Here is a 26,696-nt window from a genome sequence, read left to right as displayed (position 1 = left end):
TGCGTCGCGCGCCTACGGAGCGTCGGCGTTGCCCGCCTTCCATTCCGGCCACGCGATGTTCCAGTCACCCAGCCCGTCGACACCGGACAGGGTGCCGCCGACCGTGTTCTTGATGACAGTGATGTCACCGCGCTTGGCGTTCTCGTACACCCAGCGCGCGTTCGCCGGACTCAGGTTCAGGCAGCCGTGACTGGCATTGGAGTAGCCCTGCTGCCCCACCGACCACGGCGCCGAGTGGAAGAAGATGCCGCTGTAGGAGATTCGCGTCGCGTAGTCGACCGGCGTGCGGTATCCGTCGGACGAGTTCACCGCCACACCGTAGGTCGAGGAGTCCATGATGATCTTCTCGTGCCGGTCGCTGACGATGTAGACGCCGTTGTCGGTGGGGGTGCTGTCCTTACCCATCGAGGTGGGCATGGTCATGATCACCTGACCGTTCTTCTCCACCACCACCTGCTTGGTGTTGTCGTCGGCGGTGAAGACCACCGCGTCACCGATGGTGAAGAACGAATGGATGTTGTCCTGGCCGTACAGGCCCTTGCCCAGGTCCTTGCCGTAGACGTTCACATCGATGGTCACCTTGGTGCCCGGTGTCCAGTAATGCTCTGGGCGCCACCGCACTTCGCGATTGTTCACCCAGTAGAAGGCGCCCTCGACAGCGGGCTCGGTGGTGATCTTGATGGCCTCTTGGGCGGCACGGCGATCGGGGATGTTCTCGTCGAACTGGATCGCGACCGGCTGACCGATTCCGACCACTTCGCCCTCACCGGGCAGCAGGTACGGCTTGGTCTGGCTCTTCGGCGAGCTGGTGGTGAAGCTCAGCGTCGAGGAGTTCGCGCCACCGAGCCCGATGGCCGAGGCCGTGAGCTTGTAGGTCTTGCCGTAGCCGAGCACCTCGGCGGTCGACCAGGAGCGCCCGTCCGCGGCCAGCTGACCCGCCACCGCGGTGCCCTGCTGGTTGGTCAGCGTGACGTCGGTGAACTTGCCGTCCTCGACCTGGAAGGCCATCGGCATGCCGGGCGAGACGCCGACCTGCCCGTCCTTGATGGTCGAAACGAGCTTCGGCTTGATGAGCTCGGCGAGGGGGTTGCGATCGATCGCCACCTCCACCCCGGTGCCCTCCGCGGCCGAGCAGGCCGACGCGCCGAGCGCGAACACCGCCAACAGCACCACTGGAACGATCGTCCGTAGCGACCGAGGTCGCCCCCGCTTCTTACCCATGTCAACCCCGTTTCCGTACCGACGCGATTACAGTGCGCCGCAGATCCCACCGACCCGAATCGCTAGAGCCATCCGTGTAGGCGGGGGGCGTTACGAACTCGACGTCTCGCCCATTCTGCCAGCTGGCCCGGCCGGTTCCAACGGGAAAGCCCCCGCGACACGACCAAGTCACAATCGTTAGATAGGTCCGGAGGTCGTCGGTGTTAACAACGCCAGATGTGCGGCATTGTTGCTGGTCAGCGCTCGATTTCACTTTCCGCCCCACGGCCTGCTAATGTTTGTTCCGCACCGGAGACGGGGCAAAGAACAAAGACATGCGCCATTAGCTCAATTGGCAGAGCAGCTGACTCTTAATCAGCGGGTTCGGGGTTCAAGTCCCTGATGGCGCACCACAACGAAGCCTCTGACCAGGTCCAACGGTCAGAGGCTTCGTTCGTTTCACCGCCAGGGATGGGCCGTCACCGTTCGGTGATCTCTCTCACGAGGGGGCAGAGGTCGCCGCTGGAGCGACGCGCTTGCTCTCGGCAGTGTCACGGCGCCATGCGGCAGCACTGACAGCGATACCGAGGACCGTGACAGCGGCGGCGACCAGGTACACGGCGCGCAGTCCGGCGGAGTCGATCACCCGCCCGCCGAACCAGCCCGCGAAGGCCGCGGCTGATACGCCGAGGCGTTGACCGCGATAGCGAGCGTCGGGGCCTGCCTCGCGGTGTTCAGGACACGCGCCTGCATTCCCGGGATCACCGAGAAGCCGAGTGCGCCCACCAGGAACACCATCACGCCGATGAGCACGATCTGGCCGCTCACCGCCCACATCAGCAGCAACGCACACGCCAGCAACGCGAGCAGACCGAGCTGCGCACGTTTCGGTGAGCGGTCGGACAGTCTGCCGCCGACGACGTTGCCCACCGTGGCGCCGAGGCCGTAGACGAGGAGCATCACCGCCACAGCGCTGGAGGCGAACGACGCGACATCGGTCAGCAACGGCGCGACATAGACGAACACCATCAGCACGCCCGCACTGCCGATCGCCGTGACGGCAATGGCCAGCGCAACGTCGCGATCGCGGAACACCCGCAATTCCGACCACGCCGACCCGCCGGCATTCGCCACCTCCGGGACCGAGCGCAGAACCAGCACCAAGCCGAGAGCACATACCACCGCAATCGCGAAAAACGGTGTACGCCAATCGAACCGATTGCCCAGCAGCGTCCCGATCGGTGCACCCAGCACCATGGCGATGTTCATCCCGAAGACCAGCTTCGAGACCGTGGACGCCTGCTTGTCCGGCGGCGAGGTCGAGGTCGCGATGACGATCGCGTTCGCGAAGAACGTGGAGGTGACCAGCGCGGTGACAACGCGGGCAACGAAGAGGAACTCATAGGAGGGCGCCAGCGCGGAGGCGACGTTGCCCGCCACCGCGATCACGAGCAGCACGCTGATCAACGGTTTGCGCGAGTAACGCGCGGTGAGCGCGGTGACGACCGGTCCACCGAAGATCATTCCGACGGCATAAGCGGTCACCAGAAGCCCGGCCGCCGAAATAGAGACGCCTAGTTCAGCCGCGACGTCGGGAAGGATTCCCGCGATCACGAATTCACCGGTCGTAATACCGAAGACGCACAATACGAGTGCGGCAACACTTTGTCGCATGATTCCTGTTTCTGCTAATCGATCGGTGGCGGCAGCGAAATAAACCTTGCCAGCCTGGGCGATGCCTCACAATGGTGTAACTATCAGGATCTCGCCGTCATCGATAGAGTGTGGGTTATGGATGGGACAGGCTCGAGCTTGCAGGGCGACGACCCCACACCCCACCAACTCCGCCTGCTGCTGGTTCTCGCCGAGGAGCTGCATTTCGGCCGGGCAGCGCGCCGCGTCTACCTGACCCAGCCCGCACTCAGCCAGCAAATCCGGGCACTGGAGCAACGATTGGGAGTTCGGCTCTTCGATCGAACCAGCAGACGGGTAGAACTCACTCCTATCGCGCTGGAATTGCTACCGCTGGCTCGTTCGATAGTGGATTCCTCGGAGCAGTTGAGAGAAATGGCGAATCACGCCTCGACAGAGGCGAGAATATTGCGGATCGGGGTATGTGAGAGTTTTACGGCACTCGGCCCGACCCGCCAGATCATCGATGGAATATCGACACGTTTTCCGGAACTGGGCCCTCGTGTGCAGGTGATCGACACGTTCACCGAGCAGTTGGCAGCGCTGGAGCGCGGTGACATTCATGCGGCGTTCGTCCACGTGCCTGTTCCGTCGCATCTGCACGTCGTGCCACTCGTGGTCGAGCGCCGGGTTGCCTGCCTGGCCGCTACGGATCCGCTGGCGCGACGAGAGTCGCTACGCCTGGCCGATCTCGCACACCATGCGGTCGTCACGATGGTGCCCGAGTCGTTCCCGGAGGGACGTGCGTATTGGACCGCCGACCCGCGGCCCGACGGCCGAGCCGTTCGCTATGCCACGGCCACGGGCACGACGTTCGAGTCGATGCTCGCGACCGTCGCACTGACCGGCGCGGTCGCCTTCGTCCCTGCCTCTGCCGCGCAGTTGTACCCACGCCCCGACCTGCGCTTCGTGCCGGTCGACGCACTTGCCGACTGCACTTTCGGCATCGTATGGCGTTCGAGCGAGGCGGACGAGCCCCGCATGGCCGGTCTGCGAGAGGTGATAGCCACGGTCGCCGGGCAACGGTCACGACGTCGTTATCGGACCGCCATGGACAATCCGGCAGATTAGCGCTCAGGCCCCGATTCGAACCGCCTCGAGCTGCGCAAACCCCCGCGAAACCTGATTCGGGCAAACTTTTTCTGTGACGGCCGCCACGCAGATCAGAGTCGCAAACCTCCTGCATACATAACGATTCTGCAACTGCCCGGCAATGAACCAAGATCGGCAACGTTTGCCGTTCAGGTTTCGTTCACCTTGCGTTAACCCGTCGTGACCATTCTGTCATCAGGTCACAAACGGACCTGCGGTTTGGTTAGCCCGGAAGTATCCAACCTCCGATAGCACCGAACAGCGCGTGGTCTCCCCGCAGCCAGCTGTGGAGCACCGTGCGGCGCCAGCGATGAACTGCCATCGAGCGTTCGTCCCCCGACAGTGTCGCACCTTCCCATACAGACAGAAACAACGCATCGCCTGACCGGCGTGTACTCCCGTGCGCGCTGCGCGATCCATCGCGCCCTGATGCAGGGCCTGCGTCGCCAGACAGAGATGAAGGAACAGAAAAGCAATGCTCAACAAAGACAAGCTCAGCACCGTTATCGGCCGTCGCTCGCGCCGTGAGGCGTTCACCGTGGCAGTCGCCGCGGTCGGTCTGGTCGCCGTAGCAGCGTCCTCCGCCGTCTCGTTCGCCGACGACAGCGTTCCCGAGCGTGCCGCCATGGTCGTCGAGCAGGCGGAGAACATCCCCGCCGTCGGCGCCGCCCCCGCCATCCAGGCCATCCCGGCGCCCGCGCCGCAGGCCGCTCCCGCCCCGGCACCGGAGGCCGCCCCGGCTCCCGATGCCGCCCCGGCCCCGATGCCCGAGGTGAAGTCCTACGAGGACAACCTGCACGGCTGGATCACCGAAGCGCTCGACATCATGGCCGCCAAGGGCATCCCCGGCAGCTACGAGGGCATCCACCGCAACATCATGCGCGAGTCGACCGGCAACCCCCAGGCGATCAACCTGTGGGACTCCAACGCCGCGATGGGCATCCCCTCCAAGGGCCTGCTCCAGGTGATCGACCCCACCTTCGCGACCTACCACGTCGAGGGCACCCCCTTCGACGTCTGGAACCCCGTGGCCAACATCGTCGCGGCCTGCAACTACGCGGCGCAGCGCTACGGCTCCATGGACAACGTCAACTCCGCTTACTGAGCAACCTGAGGGTGAACGCCCGCGCCCCGGTCATCGCCGACCGGAGCGCGGGCGTTCCGTCGTAGAATCGCCGTCGTGCCAGACAGCGCCGATCAGGCACCCGATCACGCGCATTCCGACGCGGCCACCGCCAGCCGCGTCGCCAAGGCCCGCCGCATGGCCGCCTACGTGTGGTCACGCGATATCCGCAGCGCCGAACTGCTCGCCCTGCCCGCGGCCACCCTGCGCAAGCTGGCCCGCGCCGCCGACACCAATCCGCCGAGCACCGGCGAGACCTGGCAGGTGGTCGCCGACCTCCTCGACCAGAAGGACGCCTGGGCGGCCCGCAACCCCGAGCACGCCGCCGCGGTGCGCACCCACGCCGACGAGAAGCTGCTGTGGGTCAAGCCCCCGGTGAAGCCGTGGGAGTCCTAGCGCCGCGCCTCAGGCGAGCAGCAGCCCGACGGCCAGCGCGAGCATGACCACGGCGATCAGCGAATCCAGGACACGCCACGCGCTCGGGCGCGCGAAGAGCGGACCGAGCCGACGGGCACCGTAGCCGAGGGCGCCGAACCACAGGACGCTGGCGAGCATGGCCCCCGCGGCCAGGAACCAGCGGTCGGGCGTCGCGTAGGTGCTGGCGAAGGAACCGAGCAGGACCAGCGTGTCGAGATACACGTGCGGATTGAGCCAGGTCAGCGCCAGACAGGTGAGCACGGACGCACCGACGGCCACCGAGGCACCCGCCGCGTCGGCGATCAGGGTCGACGAACCGAGGGCACGCCGGGCCGCCAGCAGCGCGTAGCCGACCAGAAAGGCCGCCCCCGCGTACCGGGCGATGGTCAGCACCGCCGGAAACGACTCGACGACCGCCCCGAACCCGGCCACGCCCGCGCCGATCAACACGATGTCGGACACCGCGCACACCGCGATCACCGGCAACACGTGCTGCCCACGCACCCCCTGGCGCAGCACGAACGCGTTCTGCGCGCCGATGGCCACGATGAGCGAGAGCCCGAAGCCCAATCCGGAGAGGGCGGCCGACGCCGCCGATGATGCCGTCACAGCTCTCGACGTTAAGAGGCCGTCAATTTTCAGTCCAGCTAATGATTCTTCACAACCATTAGAGTCACTTAAGTGGATTTCCAGCTGGACCAGTTGCGCGCCCTCAACGCCGTCCTCACCGAGGGCACGTTCGACGCGGCCGCCCGTCGGCTCAATCTCACCCCGTCGGCCATCAGCCAGCGGATCAAGGCATTGGAGGAATCGGCGGGACGCGTGCTGGTGCAACGCTCGAAACCGGTGTGCCCCACCGAATCCGGACTCGCGGTGCTGCGCCTGGCCCGGCAGGTGGAATTGCTCGCGGGCGACACCGTGCGCGAACTCGGCGATGCCGACCGCCCCGCCGACCGGCCGATTCGCATCCCGATCGCCGTCAACGCCGACTCCCTCGAATCGTGGGTGATGCCCGCGCTCGCGAGCGTGCCCGCCGGGATCACCTTCGACCTGCACCGCGAAGACGAGGAACACACCACCCGGTTGCTGCGCGACGGCACGGTGACCGCCGCGATCACCGCCACCGCCACACCGGTGCAGGGCTGCACGGTGACTCCGCTGGGCGCCATGCGCTACCGCCCCACGGCGACACCGCGGTTCGTCCGCACCTGGTTCCCCGACGGCCCGACCGCCGCCGCGTATGCCCACGCGCCCGTCGTGCACTTCGATCGCAAAGACGATCTCCAGTTCCGCCAGCTACGCCGGCGCACCCGGCGCCAGGTCGATCCGCCGGGTCATTACGTGCCCTCGTCGAGCGCGTTCGCCGACGCGGTGCGGCTCGGCCTCGGCTGGGGCATGCTGCCCGACCTGCAAACCGGGAAAGACCGCACCGCAGGCACTCTGGTCAACATCGACGGTGATTCCCACATCGATGTCCCGCTGTACTGGCAGCAGTGGAAGCTGCACTCCCCCGCCCTCGCCGCCGTCGCCACCGCGATCGCCGCGGCCGCCGCGTCAGCGCTGGCGACGAACTGACCGGCTCACGCGTCGTCGAGATCCGGGACCAGGCTCAGTCCCCACTGATTGGCGCAGTTGGTACACACCCACGTTCCGTTCATCTCCCGATAGGTGAACTTGTCGTCACAGGCGGGGCAGTTCGGCGAATCAGTCATCGAAGATCCTTGTGAGTGGTGAATCAGCTAGCAGCGGAGAGGAATTCGATCAGGATGCGGTTGACCTCATCGGGCCGCTCCAGATACCCGTAGTGCCCACACCGTTCGATCTCGGCATAGGTGGCCGTCGGGATCGCTTCGGCGACCTCCCGGCAGAACCGCGGCGGCACCATCTGATCATCGGCGAACCCCACCACCAAGCTGGGCACCGAGATCCCCCGATAGGCCTGCCGCCGGTCCTGCGACCGATCCATTCCCGCTTGCGCCCGGGTGCCGGGAGTTCCCTTCCCCGAGGTGAATTCGAAGATATCGAGCCACTCCTGCGCCTTGGCCGGATCAGCCAGGGTGTGTGGCGACAGATTGATCATCGCCTTGACTGCGGCCGCGTATTCCGGCGGCAGCTGAATCCCCTTGTCGAACAACGCCTGCTCGCCCTTGCTGAGGGTGCTCGTCACCGGATGCGGACGCGCGGTGGCGGCGAACATGACCGCCCGGCGCAGCAACTCCGGCCGAGCCAGCGCGAGTTCGGCGACGATCCGCGACCCCATCGAGGTGCCGACCACATGCGCCGGAGCCCCGAGGTGCTCGATCAGCGCGGCGGTATCACCGACCAGCTGCGCCATGGTGATCCCCGCAGCGGACTCCGATGACGGCGCGATCCCCCGATTGTCGACAGTGGCGACGGTGAACCCCGCCTTGACCAGGGCAGGCACCTGATAGGTGCGCCAGACACGTCCAGGACTCCCGCTACCCATCACGAGCAGGACAAGCGGTCCCGAACCGGTGACGTCGTAGCTGAGCTGGATGCCGTTGAGCGAGGCGATGGGCATATCTCAACGTACCGCCACGCAACCGCCTCAGTTCACCGCGGCGAAGTAGGCGGTGCGAACGGCGACAGTCGCGGGAGCGGGGAAGTCGGGTGCGCCGGATCCGAGTGGCCCGATCTTCACCAGCCAGGTGCTGGTCGAGGTGTCGATGGCGGTGCGGGCGGTGGACGGCTGGAGGACGACGTCGTTGCCGCCGTCGCAGGAGTAGGCCCCGACCAGACCGTCGGAGCGACCGCCCCAGGCGCCGCCGACGCGGATGCGGCAGTGGCGGCCGTCGGCCAGTTCGAGTGCCCACGGCTCGGGCGACGCGGTTTCGCCGATATCGGCGACCGGTGGGTCGACGGTATACCGGCGCAGTCCGCGCTGCCACGGATCGTTCGCGCACAGCAGGGATGCCTTGTCGGGGGCCGCCCAGCACACGTTGGCCGAGTCGGCGGACGCACCGCATTCGTAGACGCCCGCGGTGGTGGCCGAGCGGCTCGGCGACATGTGGGAGCAGTCGAGGACGCCGACCGGCGTGGGGTCGGCCAAGGTGAAACCGTTGACCGGCTGACCCGCGGCGTCGACGGCGACCAGCGAGACGACATCGGTCGCGACCGGTGGCCGGGGCGCGGTGGTGCCGGGGAGGCTGCTCGGTGCGCCCTGACCGGTCGGGCGAGGGCCCGGCGTCGTCGGGTCGACGGTGATCACCGGCGGCTGAACCGGGGCGGTTGTCGGACCGCCCGCGCCGGGCAGTTCGGTGGCGGGCACACCCGAACCCCACGAGCCACCTCGGGCGGTCGTCGTCGCCGGTTGCGCGGTGCCGTCTTCGGTCGAGCATCCCGCGACCGACAACGCACACAGCATGCCCATTGACACGATGAATCCGGCTGCCTTCATGCCACCACCCCTGCGTGCGAAGTTCGAGCCCTGTCTACTGCGCATCGGGTCGGTGGCCTGAATCGTTAACCGGCCGAATCGCTTCGGGCCTCACTCGCCGCGATCACCTTGCCCGCCAGCGAGCGGATCGCCGTGCTTTCCGCGTCGGTCATCCGGTCGACGAACAGCTCCCGCACCAATTCGACATGCTCGGGCGCGGCCTCGCGCAACACCGTGCGTCCGGCCTCGGTCAGCGACACGACGATTCCGCGCGCGTCGTCCTCGGCCTGCACTCGATCGACGAGTCCGCGAGCGGCCATCCGGGCCACATGCTTGGACAACCGGGACTTGTCCCAGCAGACCTGGGCGGCCAGGTCCTTGGCCCGCAGGCATCCGTCGGGCGCCGCCGACAGCGGGACCAGCAGCTCGTAGTCGGCCATCGACAGTCCGTATTCGCCCAGGCCCGCGGCCAGGACGGCGTCGAGTCGCTGACGCATGAGGATGTAGGACTGCCATGTCTGCTGCTCTTCTTCGGACAACCATCTGGGCACGGGAATGATTCTAGGACTCTGTTGGTTGACATGGAAACCAACTGCCTGTCGAAGCTCCCAGGAGGCACCCCATGCCAGCTATCACCGTCGACGACATCATGGTGCTGCCCCGGCTGCCCCGTCCCGATGTCACCGAGACCCAGCGACCGGTCCGCCAGATCGTCACCGCCGCGCGCCAGCAGGAGGGCGCCGGATTCGAGGTGACCCGGCCGTTCCCCAGCGTCGACCTGCGCTCGGCCGACCCGTTCATCCTGCTCGACCAGATGGGCCCGGTCGCCTACGAGCCGTATGCGGCCAAGGGCGCGCCGTGGCACCCGCACCGCGGCTTCGAAACCGTCACCTACATGCTCGACGGCACCATGGTCCACCACGATTCCCAAGGTGGCGGCGGCGTCATCGGCGAGGGCGACACCCAGTGGATGACCGCGGGCTCCGGCATGCTGCACGACGAACTGCCCGAGGAGAAGCTCGTCATCTCCGGCGGCACGTTCCACGGAATCCAGCTGTGGGTGAACCTGCCGCGGGCGAACAAATTCGCCACCCCGCGCTACCAGGACCTGCGAGCGAGCGAACTGACCCTGGTGAGCTCGCACGACGGCGGCGCGCTCGTGCGCGTCATCGCGGGTGAGTTCGCCGGTTTCTCCGGCCCCGGTTCCACCTACACCCCGATCGCCTACGCGCACGCCTCGCTCGTCCCCGGCGCCCAGCTGGAGACGCCGTGGCCGAAGGACTTCACCGCGATGGCCTATGTGCTGTCGGGCAGCGGCACGGTCGGCGTCGATCGCAGGCCGATCAGCGCCGGGCAGCTGGTGGTCTTCGGCAAGGGCGACGCCCTCACCCTGACCGCCGATCTCACCCAGCACAGCACCACCGGCGACCTCGAGGTCCTGCTACTCGGCGGAACTCCGTTGCGCGAACCGGTGATTCAATACGGGCCGTTCGTGATGAACACTCGGGAGGAAATCATCGAGGCGATGGAGGATTTCAACGCGGGTCGCATGGGCACCATCCCGGCCGAACACCTGACCGGGCGCAGACTGGGTGAATAACCGACCGAGACTCCCGGCGAATCCTCGGGTCGCGTGCGGTTGACAATCGGTCGCCCCGTCACAAAGGTGGACGGGGCTACCGGCCACATCGTGGCCGTGACCACACCCGAACCGCAGCAGACATAGAGGAATTCATGAACGTTCGTCGGCTCACCGTCAGCCTTGCCGCCGTAGGGCTCGCCCTGATCGCCGCTCCCGTCTCCCACGCCGACCCGGTATCGGGCTCGGCGGGCACCGGTTCGTCCAGCTTCGACTCCATCCTCGGCGCGACCGGCTCGGCCAACCTGGTCCAGTCCGGCTCGGCCGGTGGCGCGTTCCGCAGCTGCGACGACGCGATGGCCGCAGGACGCGCGCCGCTGTTCCGTGGCGAGCCGGGCTACTCGCCGCACCTCGATCCCGATGGCGACGGCCTGGCCTGCCCCACGCAGTAAAGACAGAAAAAACACCCGATGTGACTCGTTGGCACATCGGGTGTTTTTTGTTGTCCGGCCGGCTGATTCAGCGGCGGAAGATCTTGATCAGAACCAGGCCGGCCACGAGGGCGCCCGCTCCGATCAGCGTGTATTTGACCTTCGGCTCGTTCAACTTGGCGACCACCATCGTCTTGGTGTCTTCCGCGATCCGTTGCGGATCCGCGCGCACCGCCAGTTCGTCGAGCGTGGTCGCCAACCGGGTACGCGCGATCTCGATCTCGCGTTCGATCCGGTCGGTGTCGTCCTTGGCCACCGTCACCTCCAGGTATATGTCTGCTGCTCGTCACCGAGTCTATCCATGCGCCTCGCGGACCCGGTCGGTTACCGTGCGGTGGTGACCGACAACCATCGCCTCTCCCCCGGAGACACCGCCCCCGAATTCACGCTGCCCGACGCCGACGGCAAGGACGTGTCGCTGTCGGATTACCGCGGCCGCAAGGTGATCGTCTACTTCTACCCCGCCGCCAGCACCCCCGGCTGCACCAAGCAGGCCTGCGACTTCCGCGACAACCTGGCCGAGCTGGGCGGCGCGGGCCTCGAGGTGCTCGGCATCTCGCCCGACAAGCCCGCCAAGCTGGCCAAGTTCCGCGACAACGAGGGCCTGACCTTCCCGCTGCTCTCCGACCCCGAGCGCGAGGTGCTCAAAGAATGGGGCGCCTTCGGCGAGAAGATGATGTACGGCAAGACCGTGACGGGCGTGATCCGCTCGACGTTCGTGGTCGACGAGCAGGGCAAGATCGAGGTGGCCCAGTACAACGTCCGCGCCACCGGGCACGTCGCGAAGTTGCGCCGCGACCTGTCGGTCTAGTCGCCGAAGGTGGCGATGAAGACCTCGTAACCGTCGAGCAAACGGGCGAGGCCGAACTCGAAGTCGGCTCTCTCCCAGTCGATATCGTCATCGTCGAACGCGGCGTTGGAGAGGGCGGCCGACACCGAGGGGAAGCGCTGCGGGTCGAGCACCCTGGCCATCACCGAGGCGAAGTCGCCGCCCTCTTCCTCCTGGAGATCCCGGAGGAACCGCCGTTTACCGACCACGAACATCGACACGTTCATCACCAGCTGGAGCTTGATCGGCTCCGGCACGGCCGCCTCGGCGAGAACCTGCAGCGCGGTTTCGAGCCAGGCCATGTTGTTCGGCCCCATCGGCGGCCGGCTCAGCGGGATGTCCAACCACCACAGATGACGGCCGAGCCGCTCGAACTCGGCCAGCGCCCACTGCTCGAGACCGACCCGCCACGGCGTTCCCGCGGCGATCTCGGGCGGGGCCCCCACCACGCGATCCATCAGCAGGTCGACCAGCGTGTTCTTGCTGTCGACGTACCGGTACAGCGACATCGCGGTGAAGCCGAGCTGCTTGGCGACCCGATTCATCGACAGCGCCGCGAAACCCTCCGCATCGGCCACTTCGATCGCGGCGTCGAGGATCTGATCCAGGGTGAGCCCACGCTTGGGCCCCCTGCCGCCGGGCTGCTCGCGCCCCCACATCAGCTCGACCGCTTTCGGTAGCGCCATGTCGCCGGACGTCGTCATCTGCCTCCTCTGCTCGTCTCGACTCTAACCCGCGCGCTCTTGCGCTCAAGAACTGTTTAGCCTATAAACTGTGTTTATTACATAAACAGTTTCTCGATCGGAGAGAACTCATGACATCCCCACCACCGCCCGCCCTCTCGATCCGCCGGCTGCACAAGACCTACGGCTCCCACGTCGTCCTGGACGACCTCGACCTGGACATCACCGCGGGCACCGTCTTCGCCCTGCTCGGACCCAACGGTGCGGGCAAGACCACGCTGGTCCGCATCCTGGCCACGCTCAGCAGGCCCGATCGCGGCGACATCAGGCTCTTCGAACACGACCTGGCGCAAGCCCCCGATACGATCCGGCGCCTGATCGGCGTCACCGGTCAGTACGCCGCCGTCGACGGGGTCCTCACCGGCGCCGAGAACCTGCGCCTCACCGGCAGACTGCTGCACCTCGGCAAGGACGAGACCCGACGCCGTGGGGCCGCACTGCTGGAACGGTTCGACCTCGTCGACGCCGCCGACAAGCCGGTCGCCTCCTACTCGGGTGGCATGCGGCGCAGGCTCGACCTCGCGATGAGCCTGATGGGCGAGCCACGCATGGTCTTCCTCGACGAACCCACCACCGGCCTCGACCCACGGAGCCGACGCGACCTGTGGTCCGCCATCAGGGAATTGGCGGCCGAGGGGACAACCATCCTGCTCACCACCCAGTACCTGGAGGAGGCCGATCAGCTCGCCGACCGGATCGCCGTACTCGACCACGGCCGGATCGTCGCCGACGGCACCCCGGCCGAACTCAAACGCCTCGTGCCGGGCGGGCACATCCTGTTCCGCTTCGCCGATCGCGGACTGCTGACCGCCGCGACCAACGCACTCGACACCGCGGCCGGTGCCCACCCCGATCCCGAACAGCTGACCCTGCAGGTGCCCTCGGACGGCAGCGCCGACGAGATCAAGCGGCTACTCGACCGTTTCGCCGAACTCGACATCGCGATCGAGCAGCTCACTGTCCACACCCCCGACCTCGACGACGTGTTCTTCGCGTTGACCGGTCAGCCCGGACGAACCGAGGTCGCGGCATGAACGCCACGCGCACACTGCAGGATTCGGCCACCATGCTGGACCGCAATATCCGCCACACCCTGCGCAGCCCCGACACCATGATCATGACGGTCGTGCTGCCGGTGATGATCCTGCTGATGTTCGTGTTCGTCTTCGGTGGCGCCATGGACGTGGGTCCCGGCGCCTACATCGACTACGTGGTCCCCGGAATCATCCTGCTGTGTGCGAGCTTCGGGGCGTCCACCACGGCGCTCGCACTGTCCACCGACGTCGCCGAGGGCATCATCGACCGGTTCCGCACCATGGCCATCGCCCGATCGGCGGTACTCACCGGGCACGTCGCCGAGAGCGTGATCCGCAATCTGATCACCTCCGCGATCGTGATCGTCGTGGCGGTGGTGCTCGGTTTCCGCCCGACCACCGATCCACTGCGCTGGCTGGGTGTTTTCGGTGTGCTGGCGATGTTCGTGTTCGCGCTGTCGTGGTTGGCGGCCGCCTTGGGCCTGCTCGCCCCGAACCCGGAGGCGGCCAACGGCTTCACCTTCGTGTTCATGTTCCTGCCCTATGTGAGTTCGGCGTTCGTGCCGACCTCGTCGATGCCGACGTGGCTGCACTGGTACGCCGAGAATCAGCCGGTGACCCCGGTGATCGAGACGCTGCGCGGGTTGTTGATGGGCACACCGATCGGCGACAGCTGGGTGCTCGCGGTGCTGTGGTGTGCCGGTATCGGGCTCGTCGGGTACATCGCGGCGGGGGCGCTGTTCCGTCGACAGACCAACGTCTGAGAACACCGAAGGGGCAGCGCGTGCGCTGCCCCTTCGGTGTGAAGACGATCAGTCGGCGGACGCCGTGTGCGGACCGTCGGGCACGGGCGCCTGCGCGGGCTGCATCCCGAGCGGGATGCCGGTGCCGGGCAGGGTCGGTGCGGCGGCGGGAATCTGCGGAACCACGGGAACGGCGGGTTCGAGCGGAAGCGGGTCTTCCTGTGGCGCGTCCCCGTACAGCTGGGTCGGGTAGTCGAGCGGGAACTCGCCCGGGTTCACCAATTGCGGATTCGGCGACACCGTTTCGTACGGCGAAGTGGGCGATTCTTCCGCCGGGCTCACCTGCAACCCGCTACCGGAACCCACACCGCCGCTCGACCCGGACTCCACCGAGGCGGCTTCGTGTGTCTGGGGGGCTTGCGGAATGACCGGCGCCGACGCGGCACCGGGCTCCGACGACACGGCCGTGTTGTCGACCGCGGGCGGCCCGCTGTTGATCACCGCGTACGAACCACCCGCGACGAGCCCGCCCGCGAGCACACTCGCCGCCGCGGCGACCATCGCCGTCCCCCGCTTGGACCGCGACCCGGTGGAGATCGGCACCACGACCGTATCGCCGAGCGCCACCAGCGCGGCACCGGCGGCGGGCGCGAACGGCGCCAACCGGCACGGCAGCACCGGCACCCCGAATCCGGCGACCGCGTCGCGCACCGCGGGTGCGTCCGACGACGAGCCGACCAGCACCACCGCGGCCGGCTTCACCGACGCCGCCTCGAACTGATCCCACGCCGCCGACACACCGGCGCGCAATGCGTCGGGTGTGGGTGCGCCGGTCTGCGAGTAGGCGGCGAGCACACGGTGACGACCCTGGTCGATCAGTGTCATCGCCTGGTAGCCGGGCACCGCCTCGTAGACGAGCAGATTGTCGAACTCGTCGAGCCAGGTCATCGCGCCCGCGACGAACAGATGCGACGATTTCGCCGAAACCAGCGAGGCCGTGCGCCATTCCGTCTCCGCCAGGCGGGTCACGATCGCGCGCCGTTCGACGGCGTCGCGGTAACTCACTGCCACCCCGGCGATCTCGTGCTCGTCATCGAGCTCGGCCGCGATCGCGTCGAGGGCGGTGTGTACCGCTGCCGCCACTTCGGCCTTACCGTCTCCCTTGGCACGGACGGTGCGCCGCAGCAGCATCCGATCCGTGAGAGTGACGCCCGATTCGGCGAACGCCACCGCGTGCACGGCTCCCCGTTCGGTGCTGACGCCGAGGGTTACCACAGATCCTGCTGCCACAAGTCTTGCCTTCCCCTGTGCGAAACGGTGCGGGACGGGACCACGCAGGGTCCGTCACTTCGCGGTAGGTCTGGTGCGGCGTGAGCTGGCTAGCCGCGAATAAGCGTGCAGATAGACGCACACTTATCTGATGATTCGTCACCGGTCAGGGCATGGATGGGTCGGGATTTCGGCCAGTTGTTGACACGCTGTCGGTAGAGGCGTGTCGCGGATCTGTGTATACCGCTAGCCTGGATGGGTGGAAGTACACGCGCAGGCCCGGTCACCGCAGAGCCGTCCGGACCCTGCGCTGGAATTGCAGGACGACCCCCAGGAGTTGATGCCGCGCAAGCGGCCGACGCAGGAGCGCAGCAAGCGCAAATTCGACGCGCTGCTGGCGTCCTCGCGCGAGTTGCTGGTCGAAGTGGGTTTCGAGTCGTTCACCTGTGAAGAGGTCGCCCAGCGCGCCGAGGTGCCCATCGGCACGCTGTATCAGTTCTTCGCCAACAAGTACGTGATCGTCTGTGAACTCAATCGGCAAGACCTGGTTGCGGTTTCCCGCGAGCTGGCCGACTTCCACGGTGAAGTGCCCTCGCTGGACTGGTTGCGGCACATGAACCAGTTCGTCGACCACATGGCGAATCTGTGGACCACCGACCCGTCACGGCGCGAAGTGTGGCTGGCGATGCAGTCGACCCCGTCCACACGGGCGACAGGCGCGCTGCACGAAAAGGAATTCGCCGCGGTCGTCTCGCAGATGCTGCGGCCGCTGACACCGCGCACCCCACGCGCCCGGCGCACGATGATGGCCGAAGTGCTGGTGCACGTCGTGTATTCGATGCTGAATTTCTCGGTGCAGGAAAATCAGTCGAATACCGACGCGGTCGCCGAACTCAAGCGCCTCATGGTGGCGTATCTGCTGGTGGCGGAAAAAGAATCGCGAACCGCCGACGAAGAGTAGCGGTTCGCGATTTCTAGCCCCGGCCGTCGATCAGATCGGCCAGTTCGCCCGGATCCTCCAGCACCACCATCGCCGCGGCGGTATCACCGTCGTGGGTCAGGGAGAGGTGCACTCGGACGCGGGGCAGGAACTCCGCGGCGAGACCGTGGAGTTTGATGCTGGGCCTGCCCCACGCGTCGTTGACGACTTCGATGAGCGGATACGGGTTGTCGCCGATCTGCGGACTGCGGGCGAAACGAGACGATGCCCAGGCTTTGAGCACCGCCTCCTTCGCGGCCCAGCGTGCGGCGAAGCTGCGGGCCGGGTCGGTCTGCTTGCTCTGGCAGTAGCGACGCTCACCAGCGGTGAATGTCTCCCTGAGCATGGTCGACCCGGGCCGTTGCAGCTGTTCGGCGAACTCGGAGATGGTCACCAAGTCCAAGCCGATACCGAGAATCGTCACGAAGCGGCAGCCTACGACGCTTCGGTCGGCTGCGGGGTGATTTGCCCGGTGCCGCAACCCCATCCGCTCGCGCTGTAGACGCCGTCGCTGTCCAGCCGCGCCTGCGGCGAGAGCAGCATGTCGGCCTCGAGCTGACGGATCTGCTTGGCCGGCGTGCCGTCGGCGCCCAGTCGGCGATCGGCCGGCTTCTCGTACAGTGCCGACCCGCCGCACATGGCCTCGGCGAACCGCTGCCTGCCCGCGAGCTGACGCGTCTGCGCCCGCTCCTGGTACTCCGCCCGCGCGGCCGGTTCGATCGCGGCCAGGAACGCCTGCGGATGCACCACCGCGAGCAGGCCGGACACGTGACCGAAGCCGAGCGAGGTCACCAGACCCGCCTTCAGCGCGAACTTCTCGCCGAAGCGCAGCGGCTCACGCGCCCACACCAGGTGCGGGTAGCCCGCCATCTTCTCGTCGACGCAGTCCAGGCTCCGGTTCGGCGGCACCACACCGTTTTCCAGCACCTGGCACAGGCCGATGAGCTGGAACGCCGCCGCGCCGCCCTTGGCGTGCCCGGTGAGGCTCTTCTGCGAGACCACGAACAGCGGTGCGCCCTCGGTGCGACCCAGCGCGCCCGCCAGCCGCTCGTGCAGCTCCGACTCGTTGGGGTCGTTGGCCGCGGTGGAGGTGTCGTGCTTGGAGATCACCGCGATGTCGTCGGGGGTCACGCCGAGCTTGCGCAGTTCGGCCGCCAGTCGCGACTCGCGCCCGCCTCGCCCCGCACCCAGCGCACCGAGACCCGGTGCCGGGATGGAGGTGTGCACGCCGTCGGCGAAGGACTGGGCGAAGGCGACGACGCCCAGCACCGGCAGACCCATCTCCACGGCCACGTCACCACGGGCCAGCAGCACGGTGCCGCCACCCTGCGATTCGACGAACCCGCCGCGGCGACGATCGTTGGCGCGGGAGAAGTAGCGGTCGCTGATTCCCTTGGCGCGCATGCTCGCCGAGTCGGCGGTGGCCGACATGTCACCGAAGCCGACGATGCCTTCGATACCCAGATCGTCGAAGCCACCGGCGACCACGACCTCGGCCTTACCGAGCCGGATCTTGTCGACGCCTTCCTCGACCGAGACCGCCGCCGTGGCGCAGGCCGCGACCGGGTGCACCATGGCGCCGTAGCTGCCGACGTAGGACTGCACCACGTGCGCCAGTGCGACGTTGGGCAGCGCTTCTTGCAGGATGTCGTTCGGGCGAGGTTCGCCGAGCAGGTTGTCGACGTAGAGCGAGCGCATCGAAGACATGCCACCCATGCCGGTGCCCTGAGTGTTGGCCACCAGACTCGGGTGCACCCAGCTCATCAGCTCGTCGGGGCTGAAGCCCGCGCCGACGAACGCGTCGACGGTGCAGACGATGTTCCACAGCGCGACCCGGTCGATCGAGGCGGCCATGTCGGCCGAGACGCCCCAGATGGTGGGATCCCAGCCGGTCGGGATCTGACCGCCGACCACGCGCGACAGCTTCGCCTTGCGCGGCACCCGGATCTCGGTGCCCGCCTGACGGGTCACGGTCCAGTCGCTGGAATCGGCGACCGGCGCGATGACGGTGTGCTCGGGATCGGCGGTGTGGAAGGCGCGGGCCTCCGCCTCGCCGGCGACGGTGAACGACAGGTCCTGATCGAGGAACACCGAGGTGAGCAGCGGGGCCGCGTTGTCGAGCATGGCGCCGTCGTCTTCGTAGCGGCGCACACCGCAGCGTTCGACCACGGTGTCGTGGTACCGCTCCGCGACTTCCGATTCCGGCACGAAGTCACCGGATTCGGTGTCGTACCAGCCGGGCTTGGGTTCGTTCTCCCAGCGGATCAGACCGGTGGTCCAGGCCAGCTCGAGCACACCGGCGGCCGACAGTTCGTCTTCGACCTCCATCTCGAAGCGGGTGCGCGAGGAGCCGTAGGGCCCGAGCTCACCGGCGCCGACGATCACGACCATGTCGCTCAGCTCCGCGGTGACCGGGGCCCACTCCGGCACCGGCAGTGCCGAACTCAGGGTCGGCGGGGCGGGCAGAGCGGCGATCGTCGCGGCGGTGGCGGCTTCTTCGACCTTCTCGGCCGCGGCCTCCTGCGCCTGCTTGGCGAGCGCGGGCAGGTCGAGCTTGGCACGCGCCAGACCACCGGTGAGGTCGATCTGCTGCGGGCCGGTGATCGTCACCTGACGCGCGCGCGAGGTGCACCACTTGAGCAGTTCGTCGGCCATCTCGTCGGTCGACCAGGTGTGCACGCCCGCCTTCTCGACCGCCTCGACCATCGGGTCGTTGTGGCCCATCAGCCCGGTGCCGCGCACCCAGCCGATCAGCGCGTGCACCAGGGTGACGCGTTCGGCCCAGGACTTCTCGGCCTTCCACTTCAAGACCACCGCGTCGAGGGCGGCCTTGGACTCGCCGTACGCGCCGTCGCCGCCGAAGAGGCCACGGTTGGGCGAACCCGGCAGCACCACATGCAGTTTCGCGTCGACGTCGTGGTCGGCGCCGAGGGCGGACAGGCCGCCGATCAGCCGTTCCACCGACCACAGCAGCACGCGCATTTCCATTTCGGCGCGGGCGCCCGCGTCGGCGAGGTCTCCGGCGACACGCGGCGCCGCGAACGGCAGCAGCATCGTCGGGGTCATCGCGTCCTTGACCTTGATCTTGGCGCCGCCCGCGTTGTCGACCTGTTCGGTGCCGACCCATTCGATCAGCGCGTCGAGGTCCTGGTAGGAGGCCATGTTCGCCGGGACCACCCACAGCGCCGCGCCGTGGCGGGCGTTGTCGCGGTAGAGCGAGCGGTAGAACCGCAGCCGCTCGTCGTTGAGACCCGACGTGGTGACCACCACGGTCGCGCCGCCGGACAGGAGCTTGCCGGTGACCGCTGCCGCGATGGAGCCCTTGCTGGCGCCGGTGATCACGGCGAGGTCGTCGGACCACAGACCGGGCTCGGTGGTGTCGAGCGCGGCCTTCGCGATCTGCGCGTACACCCCGGCCAGCACCGAACGGGCCTCGTGCATGGCCCGCTGCCGCCACCAGTTCGCCTGGGCAGCCACGGCTTCACCCGCGCCGGCGAATCCGTCGATCGACTGTTCCGCGGTGGTGGCGTCGTCGCCGAGCCACATCTTCGCGAGATCCTCGCGGGCGGTGGCCCACCGGTCGTCGATGAGGACGGCCTTGCGGGCGTCGAACGCGGGGGCGACCAGACGCGGCCAGTCCGAACCCAATTCGGCCGAGACGAGGTCCGCGAGAGTGTCGGGAGTCGCCTCGGGAGCACTGATCTTCTCGCTGAGGCCGAGTTGCTCGAGCACCACCCGCGCCGCGGTGGCGAGCACGCCGTCGCGTCCGGTGATCTGCTCGGTGAACTCGCCCAGCGCCGCCGCGTCGACGGTGCCGCCTGCCGCGCCACCCGCCGAGGGCATCGAGACCGAGACACCGCGCCGTGCTGCCACGGCCTGCACGGCCGCGTCGATAGCGGCGTCGACCGAGGCGGCATCGCTGAGCGCACCACCGGCGAGACCGCCGAGGTCACCACCGCGCACGCTGGCGCCTTCGCGGGTGCCGAGCGAGACCTCCGCGGTGACGTGGCTCGCCCAGCCGTCGCCGAGTTCCCAGACCTTCTTGACCCGGTCGGCGATGGCGGCGGGCCGCTTGCCCGACGGGCCGAAGACCTTGCGCAGGTGGTCGCCGATGGAGTCGGTGAGCACGCTGCCGAAGGGCTTATAGGTGCGGGCCAGGCGTTCGACCGTGGCGGCCAGCGCGCCCATGTCGGCGTCGGCAGCACCGTCGATGGCACCGAGGGACAGTTCGGCGCCGAGGTCGACGAGCAGCTGGTTGCGGCGCGAGGAGACGCCGTCGCAGAGCCCTTCGATGGTGTCGACCGGGCCGATCTGGTCCATCCGCAGCTTCGTCCACAGCGCGATGAGCACACGGGTGGCGTCGGCGGCGCTGAAGGCGATGTCGTCGGGTCGCGGGCCGCCGGTCGCCACCGGAGCGGCGGCGGCGACGGGTGCCGCCGCGGCCGGCGCGGCCGCGGCTTCGACCGGAGTCTCGTCGATGTCGTCGACCGGGGCCGGATCGGTATCGGTGGAGTAGACGACCGCCGCGTCACGTTCCACGTTGACGACCTCCACGGTCGCCCCGCCGAACGCGGGCAGCTTCAGCGTCTGCGAGGCCAGGTTCGCCACCGTCGGGGTGGCGCCGAGGCCGATTTCGACGAAGCGCTCGACGCCGAGACCGCCGTGCGCGGTGTCGGTGAACAGCAGATCCTGGGTCTCGATCCAGCGCACCGGGCTGGCGAACTGCCAGGCCAGCAGCTCGATCAGCACTACGCGGCACAGCTCGGCATCGCGCGTGGCCCAGCTGTCGAAGTCGGCCAGCACGGCAACAAGCGGCTCCGAGGGCACGAGTTCGGCGATCTCGGCGAGGAACGCGCGGTCCAGGGAGAACGGGCGGGGCACCAGGTTCGGGATGTAGCGTCCGACCAGGACTTCCGGGTGCACCTCGGCGGGCAGCAGTTGTTCGAGCTTGTGCCGGAACTCCGGCACACCGTCGCGCAGCACCGAGGAGTGGAACGGCACGTCGATGCCGGGCACCAGGATGAAGGCCCGCTTGCCACCGTATTCGGCACGGCGGCGATCGATTTCGGTCTCGAGCGCTTCGAGCCCGGCGACCGTGCCCGCGATGGCGTACTGGGAGCCGCGCAGGTTCAGGTTCACCACCTCGAGGAATTCACCGGTCTGTTCGCCGATGCCGTTGACGAAGTCGATCACCTCGGCGTCGGGCAGCCCGATCTGCGACGGACGGATGGCGGCCATCCGATAGTCGCTGCGGCCCTGCGCGTCACGCGGCACGAGCTCGTGCATGGCCGAGCCACGCTGGAACACCACCTCGAGCACGGCCTCCAGGGGCAGCACACCGGCGACGGCGGCGAGGGCGTTGTACTCGCCGACCGAGTGGCCGGCCAGCATCGCACCTTCGACGAACGCGCCCGCTTCCCGCAACTCGGCGACCTGGGCGACACCGAGGGTGGCCATGGCGACCTGGGTGAACTGGGTCAGGTGCAGCACGCCGTCCGGGTGCCGGTGTTCGACGCCGCGCGCCTTGAGATAGGTCGGGTTGTCGCGCACCACCGCCAGGATCGAGAAACCGAGGGCGTCACGGGTGTGCGCGTCGGCACGCTCCCACACCCGCTTGGCCGCCTTCGAGCGGGTCAGCGCGTCCAGGCCCATCCCCTTGCGCTGGATGCCCTGGCCCGGGAAGGCGTACACGGTCTTCGGGGCGGCGGTGCGCCCGGTCGCGGTCATGACCAGGTCACCGTCGACGCGGCAGGAGACCTCGACGATCTCGGCGCCCGCGTCCACCGCGATCCGCTCCACCCGCACGTCCACGGTCGCGCCGGGGCGCACCATGCCGAGGAACCGGGTGGTCCATGCCGTGAGAGTGCGTGCGGGAACGGAGCTTTCGGGATCCACGGCGACCACCGCGTGCTGGGCGGCGGCCGAGAGCCACATGCCGTGCACGATCGGGCTGCCGAGGCCGGCCAGCTTGGCGGCGGCGTCGGAGGTGTGGATCGGATTGTGGTCACCGGAGACCGCGGCGAAGGCGTGCATGGCGCGCGGGGCGGCCATCTGCACGTCGCGACGACGACGGCGCGGGGTGTCGGTGGCGGTGCCGGACACCGCACCGGCCGCACGCGGCGGATCGGTGAGCTCGCCCGCGCCGTTGCGGCCGCGGATGGCGAAGCGTTCGACGAGGCGGGCCAGCGGGGTGGCGTCGAGTCCCTGGTCCAGGATCAGGCCGATGTTCACCACGACCTCGACCACACGGCCCATGTCGGTGTCGACCACCGCGCCGCCTTCGGCGCGAACGACGAGAATGCTCGTCTCGGCGGGCAATTCGTTCAGCAGTTCGATCTGGTGATCGAGGTGGACCAGGTCGAGCATGCCCTCGATGACGCAGCCACCGACCGGGGTGCGGGCCGCGCCGAGCACCGCGAAGACCGCGGGCCAGCAGGCGCCGACCAGCACATCGGGGGCGGTGCGGCCGAGGGTGCTGAGGGTGTCGGGCAGGCCGGAGCCGGTGACACCGGCGTGGTCGGCGATCAGGTCCGGCATCCACGCCAGGTTGAGGTGTGCCACACCGGCTTTCACCTCGGGCAGCGACTTCCCGGCGGCGACGCCGAGCAGTGCCGACATCGCGGTTTCGGCGTCGGCGTCGGTGATCACCGGCGCGCCACCGGAGTACACGCTCGCGGGCACGGTGATGCGGATCCGCACGGAGTCGCGGGCCAGCGGCACCGACAGCTCCACGTAGCTGAATTCGCTTTCGGGACCGGTGGTTTCGGTCAGCGTGGCACCGGTGCTCTGATGCACCGCGCTCCCCTGCTCGACGGTCCACTCCGAGATGTCACCCAGGCGGTGCACCGGGTTGACGGTGGTGCGACCGGCCCACTGCACGTCGGGGGCGGCGAGCACGGTGTCGATCGCTCCCGCCACTACACCGGCGACGCGGCGCGCGTCCACCGGCTCGGGCACGACACCGGCCCTGACCAGGCTGTACGCGGTGTCCTGTTCGAAGCGGTCGAGCAGTTCGCCGACCGGCTCGTCCACGCGGGTGATGCCCGCGACGGCGACGGTGCCGGGAATGACGCACACCTGATCGGCCGAGTAGCGCGGATCATGGGCCTGCCACAGCGAATCCGAACGCCACCAGCGACGCACATCGGCATCGACGACGGGCACGAAGTTCACCGGCTTGCCCGGCGTCTTGCACAGGGAGACGAAGAACGGCACGTCTGCCGGGTGCAGCACGGTGTCCGCGACGGTCGGGTACTGCTTCTTCAGCTCGCACAACGCCTGCACCGGGTGCTCGAAGGCGTCGTCGTCGGCGAACAGGGTTTCGATCTCGCCGCGGTCGGCCGGGTTGAGCCGGGATTCGGTGCGGCGCATCATCTCCGCGAACCGGTCGCGCCAGCTGATGTCGAGCCAGTCCGAGCGGGTGGCGTCGCGGATCGCGTCGCCGATATCGCTGCCGCAGTCGAACGAGATCGGCACCTCGCTCGACACAGCCAGCGAGACGTAGCGTTCCAGCCACTGCTGGTAGGTCATGGTGGCGACGTCGCCGAAGTAGGGCTTGGCGGTGGCGTCGAGCGCCGCGATGATCTCGGCGCGACGGCTCGCCACGGCCTCGGCATCGCCCGCGACCTCGTCGAGCAGGCGGCCGGTGCGCGAGGCGGCGTTGTCGATCTCGTGGATGTCGGCGCCCAATTGGCTTCGCCCGGAGGCCATTCCGCCGCTGGCCGTGCCCGCACCGACCCAATCGGGGGTGCCGGGGGTGTCGACCAGCAGCTGCTTCACCGCGGGGGCGGTGGTGGCTTCCAGGGTCGCCATGGCCGCGGTGCCGACGAGCACGCCGTCGAGGGGCATCAGCGGGTAGCCGTAGCCGGTGGACCAGGTGCCCGTGAGGTAGTCGGTGGCGCGTTCGGGGGTGCCGATGCCGCCGCCGACACAGATCACCACGTTGGCCTGGCCGCGCAGCTGGGCATACGTGGCCAGCAGCAGGTCGTCGAGGTCTTCCCAGGAATGGTGCCCGCCCGCTTTGCCGCCTTCGATGTGCATGATCACCGGGTAGTCCGGGACCGCGTCGGCGATGCGCAGCACGGCCTTGATCTGGGCGACGGTGCCCGGCTTGAACGCGACATGGCTGATGCCGGCCTCGGACAGCTCACCGATCAGGGCGACGGCCTCGTCGAGTTCGGGGATGCCCGCGGTGACGATCACGCCGTCGATCGGCGCACCCGCGGCCCGTGCCTTCTGCACCAGGCGCTTGCCGCCGAGCTGCAGCTTCCACAGGTAGGGGTCGAGGAACAGCGAATTGAACTGCACCGCGCGGCCCGGCTGCAGCAGCTGACGCAGCTCGGTCACCCGGTCGGCGAAGATCTGCTCGGTGACCTGTCCGCCACCGGCCAGCTCGGCCCAGTGGCCCGCATTGGCCGCGGCCGCGACGATTTTCGCGTCGACGGTGGTCGGGGTCATGCCGGCCAGCAGGATCGGCGAGCGACCGGTGAGCTTGGTGAACGCGGTCTCGACGACGATGCGGCCGTTGGGCAGACGCACCGGCTTCGGCGCGAACGCCGACCACGGCGTCGACGCCTCGGGCGCGGCGCCCGGGGTGAGCAGGCTGCGCTGACCGGCGCGGGTGGCGGCGGCGATCACACCGACACCGGTGCCCTTGAGCGAGCCGCCGGTCACCCGCGAGAGCAGGTCGCCGGGGCCAAGGTCGAGGATCCACTGCGCGCCCGCGTCGACCACGGCGTCGACGGTGGCGACCCAGTCGATCGGGTCGACGAGCACCTGCTGGGTCAGGGCGGCGGCGAGGTCGGCGTCGATCTCGCACTGACGGGCCCAGCCCGCGACCAGTTCGACGGTCTCGGCGAGTGCCGGGTGGTGGAAGGCGACGTCGACGGAGATGTCCTCGAACACGGGCGCGAAGACCGCGCCACCGCGGGCCTTGCTCTCGCGCTCACGGGTCTGCTCGTCGTGCAGCTGCGCGCAACGCGTGCGCACTCGATCGATCTGCGCGGGCGCACCCGAGAGCACGACGCGCCTGCGTCCGTTGCGGATCGACACGACCGCGGCGATCGCGGGGTCGACTCCTTCGGCCACCTCTGCGACGATCGCCCGCAGCTGTTCGGGATCCACGTTCGACACCGCCACCATCGGCGAGCGCTCACCCACCGGCATCAGTCCACGCCTGCGCGCGACGAGCCCGGCAGCGGCGCCGACGAGCTGGGCGATGGCCAGCAGCTCCGCGTCACGCGTGCCGCCCGCTTCGACCGCGGCGGCGGCGAACAGCCCCTGCGAGTGTCCGACGATCGCGACGGGCGCGTGCTCGGCCGGGTCGAGACCCTGCAAGCGCAATGCCCTGGTCGCGGCCAGCTGGGCCAGCAGTACGCCGGGCATGGAGACGGCCACCGAGCGCAGCACCGACTCCGAGGGCGCCGAGGACGGCTCCTCCGGCTCGTCGAGCTCGCTCTCGAGCACCCAGCCCATCGGGTCGAAACCGCCGGGGCGCACCACCAGCAACTGTGTCGCAACCGGCTCGAGCAGCACGGCCGCGTCATTGACCAGCGCGGTCAGCTCGGGCTCCAGCGCGCTGTCGCGCCCGATCTCCTCGAGCTCGCGCAGCCACTGCGCACCCTGTCCACCGAACGCCAACGCGTATCCCGCCCCGGTGCGCAGCTGCTCCAGCAGCGCCGCGCGGACACCTCTCGCCTGGCCACGACCATTGGCGCTCGCGGTCGCTCCCATGCCGATTTCGGTGCTCTCGTTGATCGTCAAGACGCTCGACTTCCTTCTCCTGGCGTGTCGCCCACCGACGGCACGCACACGTTTCCGGCAGCCCCTCGGGCCTGTTGAGAGCCACAATCGCACAAAATCATGAGGAAAGCCTCACGTTTCTGGCCCGATAGCGGGCTACTCTCCAGTATTTCTGTACGTCCGTACCAAAATCTTCTGAAACATGACGCAGCCTCATGTTTGAACGCGCAGGTCCGGCCTGTTACCCGAGTTCTCAAACATGAGTGCCCCTCATATTGAGGGTTACCGAATCGTTATAACCCCAGGTCGTGTTACCCACGAGTACGCCACGCCGCCCCAACGCTTCGCGAAGCCCGATTCGCCCGGT

General features: G+C 68.2%; 23 protein-coding genes and 1 tRNA gene. 11 read left to right on the top strand and 13 right to left on the bottom strand.

Annotation, left to right across the window (positions count from 1 at the left end; translation table 11 throughout):
* Window positions 1-12: 12 nt before the first annotated feature.
* Window positions 13-1,221: an Ig-like domain-containing protein gene (locus tag ACFTS5_RS11240; RefSeq protein ID WP_378629870.1), complete on the bottom strand. Its 1,209-nt coding sequence runs from the start codon at window positions 1,219-1,221 to the stop codon at window positions 13-15.
* Between the two features lie 316 nt (window positions 1,222-1,537).
* Between ACFTS5_RS11240 and ACFTS5_RS11235 the strand changes: the two genes are divergently transcribed.
* Window positions 1,538-1,613 (top strand) — tRNA-Lys (locus tag ACFTS5_RS11235).
* Between the two features lie 86 nt (window positions 1,614-1,699).
* Here ACFTS5_RS11235 and ACFTS5_RS11230 read toward each other — a convergent pair.
* Window positions 1,700-1,846, bottom strand: a complete 147-nt coding sequence (locus ACFTS5_RS11230) for a hypothetical protein (RefSeq protein ID WP_378629868.1) — start codon at window positions 1,844-1,846, stop codon at window positions 1,700-1,702.
* Entirely contained in the window at window positions 1,843-2,874 is a 1,032-nt protein-coding gene (locus ACFTS5_RS11225) for an MFS transporter (RefSeq protein WP_378629867.1), read from the bottom strand. The genes ACFTS5_RS11230 and ACFTS5_RS11225 overlap by 4 nt, the downstream gene beginning before the upstream one ends.
* 117 nt (window positions 2,875-2,991) lie before the next feature.
* On the opposite strand from ACFTS5_RS11225, the gene ACFTS5_RS11220 reads away from it, so the two are divergent.
* From ACFTS5_RS11220 to ACFTS5_RS11210, 3 genes are all read left to right on the top strand, one after another.
* Window positions 2,992-3,963 (top strand): LysR family transcriptional regulator, encoded by a 972-nt coding sequence (locus tag ACFTS5_RS11220; RefSeq protein ID WP_378629866.1) that lies wholly within the window; start codon window positions 2,992-2,994, stop codon window positions 3,961-3,963.
* 496 nt (window positions 3,964-4,459) lie between these two features.
* A complete protein-coding gene (locus ACFTS5_RS11215) occupies window positions 4,460-5,089 on the top strand; it encodes a transglycosylase SLT domain-containing protein (protein WP_378629865.1) in 630 nt (209 codons plus the stop codon).
* A 75-nt stretch (window positions 5,090-5,164) separates the two neighbouring features.
* A complete protein-coding gene (locus tag ACFTS5_RS11210) occupies window positions 5,165-5,503 on the top strand; it encodes a hypothetical protein (protein WP_378629863.1) in 339 nt (112 codons plus the stop codon).
* 9 nt (window positions 5,504-5,512) lie between these two features.
* Here ACFTS5_RS11210 and ACFTS5_RS11205 read toward each other — a convergent pair whose 3' ends face one another.
* The gene (locus tag ACFTS5_RS11205) at window positions 5,513-6,133 is read right to left on the bottom strand and encodes a LysE/ArgO family amino acid transporter (RefSeq protein WP_378629861.1); all 621 of its coding nucleotides are present in this window, start codon (window positions 6,131-6,133) and stop codon (window positions 5,513-5,515) included.
* A 72-nt stretch (window positions 6,134-6,205) separates the two neighbouring features.
* Between ACFTS5_RS11205 and ACFTS5_RS11200 the strand changes: the two genes are divergently transcribed.
* On the top strand, window positions 6,206-7,099 hold the full coding sequence (locus ACFTS5_RS11200) for a LysR family transcriptional regulator ArgP (protein ID WP_378629859.1): 894 nt from the start codon (window positions 6,206-6,208) through the stop codon (window positions 7,097-7,099).
* A gap of 5 nt (window positions 7,100-7,104) precedes the next feature.
* On the opposite strand, the gene ACFTS5_RS11195 is transcribed toward ACFTS5_RS11200, so the two are convergent.
* The 4 genes from ACFTS5_RS11195 to ACFTS5_RS11180 all read right to left on the bottom strand — a co-directional run bounded on the left by ACFTS5_RS11195 (window position 7,105) and on the right by ACFTS5_RS11180 (window position 9,472).
* Window positions 7,105-7,236 carry a hypothetical protein gene (locus ACFTS5_RS11195; protein ID WP_378629857.1) on the bottom strand — a complete coding sequence of 44 codons (132 nt, stop codon included), beginning with the start codon at window positions 7,234-7,236 and terminating at the stop codon, window positions 7,105-7,107.
* 23 nt (window positions 7,237-7,259) lie between these two features.
* Window positions 7,260-8,066 (bottom strand): alpha/beta fold hydrolase, encoded by an 807-nt coding sequence (locus ACFTS5_RS11190; RefSeq protein ID WP_378629856.1) that lies wholly within the window; start codon window positions 8,064-8,066, stop codon window positions 7,260-7,262.
* 27 nt (window positions 8,067-8,093) lie between these two features.
* Window positions 8,094-8,942: a hypothetical protein gene (locus ACFTS5_RS11185; protein ID WP_378629854.1), complete on the bottom strand. Its 849-nt coding sequence runs from the start codon at window positions 8,940-8,942 to the stop codon at window positions 8,094-8,096.
* Between the two features lie 65 nt (window positions 8,943-9,007).
* On the bottom strand, window positions 9,008-9,472 hold the full coding sequence (locus ACFTS5_RS11180; protein ID WP_378629852.1) for a MarR family winged helix-turn-helix transcriptional regulator: 465 nt from the start codon (window positions 9,470-9,472) through the stop codon (window positions 9,008-9,010).
* A gap of 71 nt (window positions 9,473-9,543) precedes the next feature.
* On the opposite strand from ACFTS5_RS11180, the gene ACFTS5_RS11175 reads away from it, so the two are divergent.
* Window positions 9,544-10,521, top strand: a complete 978-nt coding sequence (locus ACFTS5_RS11175; RefSeq protein ID WP_378629850.1) for a pirin family protein — start codon at window positions 9,544-9,546, stop codon at window positions 10,519-10,521.
* 134 nt (window positions 10,522-10,655) lie between these two features.
* A complete protein-coding gene (locus tag ACFTS5_RS11170) occupies window positions 10,656-10,952 on the top strand; it encodes an excalibur calcium-binding domain-containing protein (RefSeq protein ID WP_378629849.1) in 297 nt (98 codons plus the stop codon).
* Between the two features lie 67 nt (window positions 10,953-11,019).
* Here ACFTS5_RS11170 and ACFTS5_RS11165 read toward each other — a convergent pair whose 3' ends face one another.
* Window positions 11,020-11,253 carry a DUF3618 domain-containing protein gene (locus ACFTS5_RS11165; RefSeq protein WP_378629848.1) on the bottom strand — a complete coding sequence of 78 codons (234 nt, stop codon included), beginning with the start codon at window positions 11,251-11,253 and terminating at the stop codon, window positions 11,020-11,022.
* A 75-nt stretch (window positions 11,254-11,328) separates the two neighbouring features.
* Between ACFTS5_RS11165 and bcp the strand changes: the two genes are divergently transcribed.
* A complete protein-coding gene (bcp, locus tag ACFTS5_RS11160; protein WP_101468144.1) occupies window positions 11,329-11,802 on the top strand; it encodes a thioredoxin-dependent thiol peroxidase in 474 nt (157 codons plus the stop codon).
* On the opposite strand, the gene ACFTS5_RS11155 is transcribed toward bcp, so the two are convergent.
* Entirely contained in the window at window positions 11,799-12,524 is a 726-nt protein-coding gene (locus tag ACFTS5_RS11155) for a TetR/AcrR family transcriptional regulator (RefSeq protein WP_378629846.1), read from the bottom strand. The genes bcp and ACFTS5_RS11155 overlap by 4 nt on opposite strands.
* Before the next feature lie 110 nt (window positions 12,525-12,634).
* On the opposite strand from ACFTS5_RS11155, the gene ACFTS5_RS11150 reads away from it, so the two are divergent.
* Both ACFTS5_RS11150 and ACFTS5_RS11145 read left to right on the top strand, forming a co-directional pair.
* On the top strand, window positions 12,635-13,597 hold the full coding sequence (locus tag ACFTS5_RS11150) for an ATP-binding cassette domain-containing protein (protein WP_378629843.1): 963 nt from the start codon (window positions 12,635-12,637) through the stop codon (window positions 13,595-13,597).
* Window positions 13,594-14,361, top strand: coding sequence for an ABC transporter permease (locus tag ACFTS5_RS11145; protein ID WP_378629840.1), 768 nt, complete (start codon window positions 13,594-13,596; stop codon window positions 14,359-14,361). Before ACFTS5_RS11150 ends, ACFTS5_RS11145 begins: the two co-directional genes overlap by 4 nt.
* A gap of 48 nt (window positions 14,362-14,409) precedes the next feature.
* Here ACFTS5_RS11145 and ACFTS5_RS11140 read toward each other — a convergent pair whose 3' ends face one another.
* Entirely contained in the window at window positions 14,410-15,630 is a 1,221-nt protein-coding gene (locus ACFTS5_RS11140) for a hypothetical protein (RefSeq protein WP_378629838.1), read from the bottom strand.
* Between the two features lie 319 nt (window positions 15,631-15,949).
* Between ACFTS5_RS11140 and ACFTS5_RS11135 the strand changes: the two genes are divergently transcribed.
* Window positions 15,950-16,570, top strand: coding sequence for a TetR family transcriptional regulator (locus tag ACFTS5_RS11135; protein ID WP_378630031.1), 621 nt, complete (start codon window positions 15,950-15,952; stop codon window positions 16,568-16,570).
* Between the two features lie 13 nt (window positions 16,571-16,583).
* Here the strand turns inward: ACFTS5_RS11135 and ACFTS5_RS11130 are convergent, their stop codons facing one another.
* Together ACFTS5_RS11130 and ACFTS5_RS11125 are read right to left on the bottom strand one after the other, a co-directional pair.
* A complete protein-coding gene (locus ACFTS5_RS11130; protein ID WP_378629835.1) occupies window positions 16,584-17,012 on the bottom strand; it encodes a holo-ACP synthase in 429 nt (142 codons plus the stop codon).
* Window positions 17,013-17,023: 11 nt separating this feature from the next.
* Window positions 17,024-26,350: a fatty acid synthase subunit beta domain-containing protein gene (locus ACFTS5_RS11125; protein ID WP_378629834.1), complete on the bottom strand. Its 9,327-nt coding sequence runs from the start codon at window positions 26,348-26,350 to the stop codon at window positions 17,024-17,026.
* Window positions 26,351-26,696: the final 346 nt, after the last annotated feature.

Origin of the sequence: Nocardia sp. NPDC056952 (genome assembly GCF_042674185.1) — a bacterium.
Taxonomy (GTDB): domain Bacteria; phylum Actinomycetota; class Actinomycetes; order Mycobacteriales; family Mycobacteriaceae; genus Nocardia.
This window is presented reverse-complemented; position numbering and strand designations above follow the sequence as displayed.